Below are 9,762 nucleotides of genomic sequence, written 5' to 3'. Positions count from 1 at the left end.
TTTGGGGATAAGAAACTTTGAATTTCTTGAGCAAATAGTTGTAATTCATCAGATACAGAAATAGACATACAAAACGCAATCCTTTCCTATGATTCTACAGAAAGAATTGCGTATTTTTTCATTTTAGGGGGTATTTTGTTTTATTAGCTTGATAGCGATGGGGGATCGCCAGCATTTTGGAAAAAAACCACGTTAAGAGTTTTTTAATCATTTTCACCATGTTTTAAATTGGGTTGCATATAAAAATGGGTTATTTCGAGTAAATTGTGTTGCGTTAGCAACCTATTTGAATAGTTTTTCTCGTTTTAATGCAACACAAATAATATTGTGTTGTATCGAAATACCCTTAGCGTTGTTAAAATTACTTATTTTAGTGTCGAAATTTGCTTAGCGTGTTTTTTTTCCGAAATGCTAGCGGTACCCCAATCATTTTTGGAGTAAACACGTCTTGTTGTTGGCAATAGTAAAGCAAAAATAAAGGTTATTGCCGTTTCTGGTCCGTTACAACACAAACCCCATTTAGTGTTGTATAACATAATTTGAATTTACATAATTCAAATTATTAGAAAATTGTAATATTATATGTAGCTAGAGGAGGGGATCGTTTTGAAAAAGAAATTTTCAGTGGTATTTTCTATGTTTATTATATTCTTTACTTTTCTTGATGCGAATGTGTCCGCAAGTTCGCCATTAGTTATAAGCAAAGAAAAAGCTGGTGGTTATCAGTACACTATGATAAATGAACAAAACAATTTCACTTGGAAAATTGGGCATCGAGACAGCTTATTTACTATCCAAGAAAATAATGATAATACCGAAAAATTGATGCATTTTAGAACAACTATTCAAGACATCAATATGCACATATTTGAAACGATATTATACGCATCCTACTTTTTGATTGTTGTTTTAATAGCACTAATTCTCTACAAGAAGAACAAGCAAATACTTAAAAAAGGGCGTCTAATTTTTGTTATATCTGTAGGTATAGCATTATATACTACGTTTACAGCTTCTATCGAATTGAACACTGCATTAAAAGATGCAAATTATTATTATTTGATGCTAACTAAGTAAAATTACCAAACTAATGCATCCTTTTACAATAATGCGACAATCTAATTAAGTCATAACAGGAATGCATAAAAAATGGATGCACAAGAGCAAACACCTAAGCTCAATAAATTACTAATGGAAATAAAAGTAAGTCTATGACCTATTTTTACACGTATCTCGGCTGTACCCCAGTTAGATTTTTATCGACTGTTATAACACGAGGTTTTGAAACATGAAAAGACTGCAATGCCTTCTTAAAAAAGCGCTTTGCAGCCTTCTGGTCCCTTGTTTTGCTCAGGTAAAAATCAATTGTATTTCCTTTCGAATCAACAGCACGATACAGGTACATCCATTGACTTTTTACTTTGATATATGTTTCATCGACTCTCCAGGAGTCACTTGTTTGTTTAAGGTAACGTCGGATTCGTTTGTCCAATTCAGGATCATACTGATGAACCCAACACATAATCGTTGTATGAGAAATCGATAAGCCCCGTTCCTCCATCATTTCCACTAAATCACGAAAACTGAGGTTGTACCGTAGGTACCATCTTACCGTTAACAAAATAATATCAGGTTGATAATGCTTCCATTTGAATACATTTTCCTTTTCCATACCAATCACGCACCTTCTTTAAATTAGTAGTATCAATATGTCCAAGATTTGTAGATTTATTGCAATTGTCCGGAAGTTTTTGCACCAGAACCAAAAATAATACCTATTTAGGTTTATTTGGCATGCTCATTTTTAAGAATAAAAAATGTTTTAAGAGTTTTTTATTTTGCCTGAACAAAAGTTTATTTTGTTTCTGTTCTTAAGTTGATGGGCATGTATGGTGACCCCTAATAACGCTTTTATAAAGTCTTCGCTGAAAGTAAAAGTTCCACAAAATCGTAATTCTTTCTCGTAGGTTCATCAAAACAATGTATAAAGAAAATACTTTTCATTGTTGTACTCCCAAACAAACAATTTCATATACCATACATAAGTGATAACACCTAATTCAAAAATAAATTATAATCGCGGAAACGTAACCATAAAAAAGTATAATAGATATATGTATTGGCAGAATGGACAAAGCTACAAATTAACCTGTATTTAGTGTGATTAAGTCATTGGTTTGTTCTTGTGTCAACTCATATAAACGCTCTGCTGCACTTGGAATAATCGATTGTATAAATTCAAGGTATAGTTCTTTCTGCTCTTTATTTCGACCAATAGCATGGTTAAAAAGCAACGCCAAAGTAGACAGTCCTGTTTGTCGTTGGCTGCCTTTACCGATTACATGGATATAGATTTGTTGGGATTTCTTTAATACACTGTTTAACGTGCTTCTCGGGATTTGTAGAGCCTCACACAATTCCTTTTGAGTAACATATACAAATCCTTTTTCTGTGTCTTTCTGCGCGTTTAAGAAGCCAATAATGTCTTGCTCCCACTCATACCAGTGGCTACGCACACGTTCCTTACGTGCTTTCTTATGCTTATACCAATATTGAGATGGTACTGGTCCTGAAAATGATACTTCCCCATCTGACCAAACTTCTAAAATATGATTAATGTACGCTTTGTTTGCACCCTTGTATTTACCAGAGAAGGCGCTACGAACAGCCTTTTGAATGCTCGCGTTTTTCAAAGGGCTGTTTAAGTTTGTATTGAATTGGTCTAATAAGTTGTATGCATCTTTTTCCGTCATTCCAGAAGAATAGCATGCTAAAGCAAGCGTAAATACGGCGTTGTCACGCCCGATTAGACCTTTCTGACCATGAATATGTGTGCATACTAGTACCTTTTGCACCCATCCTTCAGTGATTTGAGTTGTATGCATTGGCTTGTTCGAAAGAACTGTAAATAAGTTTCTGCGATGGCCGATATCTTGATCTTTAGACCATTCAATTAAATGAGCTAGATTACACGTACTTTCTGCATCCATCCATACAACATTCTCCTCGTTTGGCATACGGAAAAATCCGAAATCATTGCATGTCAAATCAACACCAGGTAATAAATCGCTTAAAGCTTTCCTGATGTTCTCGCTTATTCTCTTTGCGCTACGTAATCCACGGAAATCATTCTTATTTGAAATGAACAATGGGTTATCTAGCACGAAATAAGCCTGGTATCCCTTCACACTTTCCAAGATAACTGTAGGCATGCCTAATTGCTTGTCCATTGCTGCCAGTACGATTTCTCCAGGAGTAATGTCCTTTGTATCGATATCTACAGTGAAACAGTTGATTTGTTTTAAATTACGTTCTTCATGACCTTTAATGATTCTTCTGCTTCTGTCCAAATATGTACCTACTCTGAATACATTTGGTGTCCAATGCGTAGCTTGTCCGATATGATCCAGAACTGCTTCTTGAGAAGTTAATACAACTCCTTTAGTTCCATAGGGATGCATTAAATCTTCTTTTGTACGCGTAATGAATACAAATCGGTCATTCATCTTACTAGTATCCTGTGAGTCTAACATGACGATGCTAGCTCTAGAATTCTTGTATTTATATTTGCGTAATCCACTATGTAAAATCAATTCAATTGCTTGCTGCGCTTTATCCATGTTAGATCTCCTTTCTACTAGATTTTTGACAATAAAAAAGGTGAGCAGTTATTACACTGCTCACCTTGAAAATTCCCTGAAAAGTATATAAAAACAGAATTTCTCCATATTTAAACGTAATTTTTCCGTACTTAAATAAGGATATCTATCTTTACAATCCATCACTAATTAACTATACTAAATACAGATATTTTTATATCTCTAATAACATAGTTAACTAGAACGGTACTGGGAAGTTTACATACTGGGTTGGTCAGTGTGTAAATGGAATACAAGTTGTTGTCAGCAACTTGTATTCACCGGGGAGTAAAGTTATTGTCAGTAACTCTACTTTTTCTGTCAGATTGAGACCTGAGAAATCTCTATTAGACAGCCGTTCTTTTTTATTTGTTTTTGTAAATTATTTATCGAATATGCTCTAAAGAGCTCTTTATGTACAATATTAAATTTAAATCTTTTTTTGTTGAAAAACTTGTTGTTTCTTACGTTACAGCAAGTTTTTTTGTTTGTAAATACAGAAATGACAACTTGAAACTACGCATAAGTAGAAATGTAGAACTACGCATAAGTGTAAAAGTATACATTTCTACCTGTAATTGAAAGTTGGTATACTTTATCTAACTTACGCATAGGTAGAAATGTATACTTTTGTTCTCGCATTTACAAACGTAATCTCCTAAAAAATTGTAATTAACCCTTAAATACCAGTGTATAAAGAAAAAACTCCAAAACTACGCATAGGTAGAAATGTATACTTTTCTATCTGTAAAAACATCCATTCTATAAACTACGTTTAAGTAGAAAAGTAGAAAAGTACACTAAAAAATCTTACGCTTAAGTATACTTTTCTACTTTTTCGATAAATCCGTTTAAAAAACTTAAACTTTTCTACGGTATACTGTTGCGAATATTGAATGTAGATGTTACATTTTACTCAAAGGTATACTTATTCGGAGTTTTATGGAGGAATGTCGAAAATGACTAGACAAGCAACTACATACGTAATCGGTAACTTTAAAGGTGGAGTTGGAAAAACAAAAACAGCTACAATGTTGGCTTATGAAGCTGCTACAGTATTTAATGAAAAATGTCTTTTAGTGGATATGGATCCTCAGGGGAACGCTACAAGAGTCCTTGCTAAAACAGGTGACATTGAAGAAATTGATAAGTCTATTACGGATGCATTTCTAAATCAAAATTTAGAGAATGAGATTATTCCAGTAATTGAGAATTTGGACATTGTTCCATCTAATACTTCATTTAGAAAACTATCAAAAATCCTCTTTGATATGTTCCCAGAGGATGAACTTGCACAAATTACATATTTAAAAAAATTACTAGAACCATTAAAAGATAAATATGATCGTATTTACATTGATGTACCACCAACAATCAGTGACTACTCAGATAACGCTATGATAGCAGCCGATTATTGTATCATCGTTCTACAAACACAAGAATTATCTTTAGAAGGCGCTCAAACATATATCGCTTATATGCAGTTCTTAGCAGAAACATATGATGCAGACCTACAAGTTTTAGGTATTATTCCAATGATGTTACATCAAGGAAAACGAGTGGATAATAAAGTATTACAACAAGCTCAGGAAATGTATGGTGGAAATGTTCTAGATACAATTGTGAGATATCAAGAGCGTCTAAAAGTGTACGATATTGAAGGAATTCATAAAAATGTTAACGTTAGTGGCAATATTGATATGTGGGATGAAAAAGCTCATCAACTATTCATCGATGTTCTTAGCGAACTTAATGAACATGAAAACTATTTTGCTACTATTAATGCTTAAGGAGGAGGCTCATAATGTCTAAAGCACCATTTCAACCTATAGTCACAAAACCCGGAAATACTTTAAATGACAAAGGTGTACAGATAAAAGGAACAAACGATTTCGGCCGTAATAATGAGCCTGTTAAGAAAAAGGTTATGACTCCTATCATTAATAAAGGGAAAATACCTGTTCCTGAGAAACACGATCAGCGTTTAGTTCCATCTAAAACAGCTAAAATTTCACCTGCTGTTTTGCTAAAGCTAAATACTCTTAAACCATTTATAAAAGAACAAGAAAGCATGGATAAGGCATCAATTAACAGTATCATTGACATGCTTCTTGAAAGCTATGTAAATACTAAGCTAACAACGCGACAATCTGAAGGTTATAAAGGGATGTACAAACACCTTTACGAAATGTTGGAAAAGAAATAACAAGCAATATAGTTTTAAAATAGGAGTGGTGCCTGTGAAAAATAAGAATAATTCATTTGTAGTAACAGTTACGCCTATTACTGACAGTTCGGATTTAAATACGAACACAGAAAAGAAAATGCACACACCAGAGAAAAAGAAATTTAAAAATCAACAGGATAGCATTAAAACTTCTAGTCAATCCAAAGAAGAACTTAAAACGCTAATGAAAATTACCAACACGAAATTTGCTCACGAAATAATTGATTTACTTATAAATCATTATGTAGAAAATGAATTGACTACTGAGCAGAAAATGAAATTCAAATTACTGACTGAAATAAAAAAAGAAGTATCCCTGTTTCTAATTGGGGATACTTCTTTTTTTATTATATATCCCTCATCAAAGCAGAAAAGTAGAAATGTATACTTTTCTACTTTTACGTAGTTTATATAAAGTCCTCACCAAAACTTCCACCACAGCCTTTTCTTCTCTTTTGCAGCAGCGACTTCTTCACGATATTCCTGCATTAATTTCTTCGCCTCTTGTATCTCACGTAATGTTTTCATAAGCGCCTCATCTCGTGCTTCCAATCGTTTTTCCACTCGTTCATTATGTTGATCTATACTCGCTTTAATTTCCTCGTTGCTTTGCTTTGCCTGCTCACTTAACCGTTCTTCCATCGCTAATATACTTTGATTCATTTCCTGCGCCATAACGCTGTATTGTTGCTGTAGCTGTTCTTGAATATGAAATGGAATTAAGTTCGTGTCCTCAGGTTCTTCTTTAATCAAATCCGGATTAACTTTTTCTATTTGTTGTGCAATCATCTTTGCTGCCTTTTCCAACGTCATACCGTCATGCTTACTAATCTCAATTAATCTCTCAATAACCAGGATGTCACCATCTGTGTATTCACGTCTGCCACGTTTATCTTTCTTTACTATAAATCCCTCTCGTTGCAACACTTCCATATACTTTCTGAGCGTACTATCGGATATTCCTAGCCTTTTATATACTTCATTAGCAGAATAAACAATCTCATCCGTCATAGCGTCACAACACCCCCTAGAAAAAATATTCCCTAACGATTTTTAAATTCCTGCAAAGAAAAAAGCCCCACTAATGTAGGGATTAAATCGCCTTTGCTATTTCAACCAATAATCTCATAAACAGCGGTATCATTTGTACTACGATATATCCAATCCCAGCGCGGGAAATTAACGAGAAACCTCGTTCTTGGCTACCAACCATAATAAATAATCCACCGCATAGCGCTACAACGGATGCGATTGGGTAGGATACTGCTTTAATTAGAAAGATAACTGGCTCAAATGCATTTACGATTCTGTTGTACAGTTGGCCATCTATATAATTTTTAAAGTTGCCATCGTTTGATTGCACATCCTTGAATACTTCATTTACATTTGGCACATCGGCTTCCGCTCCTGATGCAAATACATGTGGAATATCTATAATGTTGCTGAATATAATAGCACTACCGATTGCAATACCAACTCGCACCGCCACAGGTGCATATTTTTTTGTTTTCTTTTTGAACAAGCTCCGCTTTTTCTTCGCTCCATAGTTACCATCCATAAAATCCTTGATGCTCATTGTCTCAGTTGCCATATAGACCATCCCCTTAACTTTAATGGAAATCAGGAACCGTAAATATGTTGCAATCCAATCCCTCGCAAAGCTTCTGTATTTGCTTTCTTCGGTATTCTGTTGTTGTGTACCAAATAAATTTAGGCGCCTTCTCAAACACATTACATTCCATTAACTTTCTGTACTTCTGCATTTTCAAACGGTTTGCGCTCATCTTTTGCTGATGATCTACCTCTACAATGTGATAACGGCCATTATCCGTGAATAGTGCATCGGCAATTATAGAAACGATACCTTCAACATTCATTTTGACTTCCTGCTTCCACGTTTTCGGGCATTCGTAAGCGATATAGATGTCATTCCTCATAATGTAGTGACGAAATTGGTTAGAACGTTTGAGTACCTTATTACTTCCAATACGCTCACGACCTTCTTTATTGAGATAATACACCTTTTCTGAATCTCTAAAGCTAGATACATATTCTTCAAGATCCTTCATTACACGGGAAGCATTTCTATCACCGCCAAGATCATGAAGTACCTGGATTTGTTTCCTACTTAAGAACCCCAACTTCTTCAAGCTCAAGAGTATGGACTCGGTTCTTGCTTCCTTTATAACTAACTTTTGCATCTTCATGCTCCTTTCTCGCTCTAATGTTGATATGTGGCATTATGATGTTGTCAATCTTTTTGTTATTGATATAAACAGTCTGTAAAACCTTCTTCTCGTTCGTTTGGTATATAGCTCTTCCTTTTATGTTGGGAAGACTCTCTGCGCCGCCCTCATCGAGTACAGCGCGGCTCCCTGCTTCTGTTTGTAATCTGAAGCAAATACGAGCACCAATGTTTTGCCGTAACTGCGATGGTAAAGCTTCGTTAGTAGGATATTGAGTCGCATATACTAAGCGGAATCCCGCTGCCCTGCCGCGACGACCTATATCTACAATGATGTCTTTGCACTCCTGATATGGCGCCATGTCGGCTGCCTCATCTACGATTACAAAGTACCTCGTTGGATCCCCGGCTTCTTTTATATCTTCATATCCTTTTTCTAGTAAGTATTCGTTTCTATCATTCAGTTTGGTTTTCAATTCCCTTAGAGTCTCAAGGGCTTCCTCAGGATTCTTCGCATTTGATTCGACTTGGTTTAGGAATCGGTACCGGTTAAAAGATAAACCACCCTTTAAATCAATAAGGAATAGCTTTGTATTCTCTGGTTGATTGTGTACAAGTGATGTAATTATTAGCTTCAATACATTCGATTTACCCATATCTGTCATTCCTGCAGAGATCATATGAGAAATTGCATCGAAATCATGCTTTACTAATCCATCCCTCGTATAACCTATAGGAACCTCCCATCCTCTGCATTGCCTCATCATATCCTCTTCAAATTTAACGAAATCAGGAACTCCTTTTTCATAGACTCGTATTTTAAGTAACCCATCGTAAGACAACTCAATTTCCTTTCTAACGAGTTTTTTCTTGTTTATAATGTTTTGTATTTGTTTTAAGATATCTTTTCGAAATTGAAGAGATTTGAAGTCTGATAGTTTGAAATCGTAAACCTTATTTTTATGATTTAACCCGTCTTCTAAATGCTGTATTTTTTGTTCAAAATCAGAAAAACTAAGACCAAGAGGAATCCTATAAGCATACTCAACTCCCCAATCATTTCTCGTCTTGCGGAGCAGCTGTATAGTTCTGGTATCTTTTCCTTCCTTCACTTTTAAACCGCAATTAGCGCAAATCCTTTGTATCTTGGAGGCATCGTTTATTGCTCCTTTTTGATGCATTTTTGATAGAAAAATTGCTGCGCCAACTGCAGCTGAACTTACTAACTCAAATATCACAAACTCACACCACCCTTCTTTTGGTATTCTGCAAGAATAGTCCCTGAAGATTAGAAGAGATAAAAATAGCCATGAATCGTTGAAAATAGAAATCTTCCAATGTCTGAAGCATTATTCTGTTAGCGAATTATATTCAGAATAGGTAAAACGCAGTTTTTAAAACTATTAATTTGGAACAGTGCATCGTAATTTGTTTGGTATGGTAAAAGGTATTGCGTACTGCTTGAACATTATTCAAACTTTTTTGAAGTTTAGAAAGTTTGATTTTTGGACAGACTGATTACAAAAAGAAAAGGGAGAGTTTAATAATGTTCGGGTTAGGAAAACGACGTTCTAAGTTTGGTAAATTTTTAGACAAGAACGGAATTTCACAACAAGACGTAGTAAGGGAGAGTGGGGTTCTGTTGCAAAGCTTGAAAAAAGTATAAACAGGTTGGTAAATGAGGAACAATGTTTAGGAAGTAGCTAGTAATT

Annotated in this window: 8 protein-coding genes and 3 pseudogenes; 5 read left to right on the top strand and 6 right to left on the bottom strand. The window is 34.8% G+C overall.

Features of this window, described 5'->3' with window-relative positions; all coding sequences use genetic code 11:
• Window positions 1–606 precede the first annotated feature (606 nt).
• Entirely contained in the window at window positions 607–1,077 is a 471-nt protein-coding gene (locus PLX19_RS25700) for a hypothetical protein (RefSeq protein ID WP_272191767.1), read from the top strand.
• 175 nt (window positions 1,078–1,252) lie between these two features.
• Here PLX19_RS25700 and PLX19_RS25695 read toward each other — a convergent pair.
• Window positions 1,253–1,672 (bottom strand): annotated as a pseudogene (locus PLX19_RS25695) (IS6 family transposase); the annotation flags it as partial.
• A gap of 472 nt (window positions 1,673–2,144) precedes the next feature.
• Window positions 2,145–3,620, bottom strand: a complete 1,476-nt coding sequence (locus tag PLX19_RS25690) for a primase C-terminal domain-containing protein (protein ID WP_272191766.1) — start codon at window positions 3,618–3,620, stop codon at window positions 2,145–2,147.
• A 977-nt stretch (window positions 3,621–4,597) separates the two neighbouring features.
• On the opposite strand from PLX19_RS25690, the gene PLX19_RS25685 reads away from it, so the two are divergent.
• From PLX19_RS25685 to PLX19_RS25675, 3 genes and pseudogenes are all read left to right on the top strand, one after another.
• Complete coding sequence (locus PLX19_RS25685) at window positions 4,598–5,428, top strand: ParA family protein (protein WP_097836567.1); 831 nt, start codon at window positions 4,598–4,600, stop codon at window positions 5,426–5,428.
• Window positions 5,429–5,442: 14 nt separating this feature from the next.
• Window positions 5,443–5,844 carry a hypothetical protein gene (locus tag PLX19_RS25680; RefSeq protein ID WP_272191765.1) on the top strand — a complete coding sequence of 134 codons (402 nt, stop codon included), beginning with the start codon at window positions 5,443–5,445 and terminating at the stop codon, window positions 5,842–5,844.
• A gap of 34 nt (window positions 5,845–5,878) precedes the next feature.
• A pseudogene (locus PLX19_RS25675) lies at window positions 5,879–6,166 on the top strand (hypothetical protein); the annotation flags it as partial.
• Between the two features lie 119 nt (window positions 6,167–6,285).
• On the opposite strand, the gene PLX19_RS25670 reads toward PLX19_RS25675, so the two are convergent.
• From PLX19_RS25670 to PLX19_RS25655, 4 genes are all read right to left on the bottom strand, one after another.
• Window positions 6,286–6,876 (bottom strand): DUF3967 domain-containing protein, encoded by a 591-nt coding sequence (locus PLX19_RS25670; RefSeq protein ID WP_272191764.1) that lies wholly within the window; start codon window positions 6,874–6,876, stop codon window positions 6,286–6,288.
• Between the two features lie 82 nt (window positions 6,877–6,958).
• Entirely contained in the window at window positions 6,959–7,456 is a 498-nt protein-coding gene (locus PLX19_RS25665) for a hypothetical protein (RefSeq protein ID WP_272191763.1), read from the bottom strand.
• A 19-nt stretch (window positions 7,457–7,475) separates the two neighbouring features.
• Window positions 7,476–8,021, bottom strand: a complete 546-nt coding sequence (locus PLX19_RS25660; protein WP_272191762.1) for a replication-relaxation family protein — start codon at window positions 8,019–8,021, stop codon at window positions 7,476–7,478.
• Window positions 7,990–9,288, bottom strand: coding sequence for an FtsK/SpoIIIE domain-containing protein (locus tag PLX19_RS25655; RefSeq protein WP_272191761.1), 1,299 nt, complete (start codon window positions 9,286–9,288; stop codon window positions 7,990–7,992). The genes PLX19_RS25660 and PLX19_RS25655 overlap by 32 nt, the downstream gene beginning before the upstream one ends.
• 308 nt (window positions 9,289–9,596) lie before the next feature.
• Here PLX19_RS25655 and PLX19_RS26305 point away from each other — a divergent pair.
• Window positions 9,597–9,689, top strand: a pseudogene (locus PLX19_RS26305) (transcriptional regulator); the annotation flags it as partial.
• Window positions 9,690–9,762 lie beyond the last annotated feature (73 nt).

The organism is Bacillus sp. BP-3 (assembly GCF_028401955.1).
In the GTDB taxonomy this organism is placed as follows: Bacteria; Bacillota; Bacilli; order Bacillales; family Bacillaceae_G; genus Bacillus_A.
This window is presented reverse-complemented; position numbering and strand designations above follow the sequence as displayed.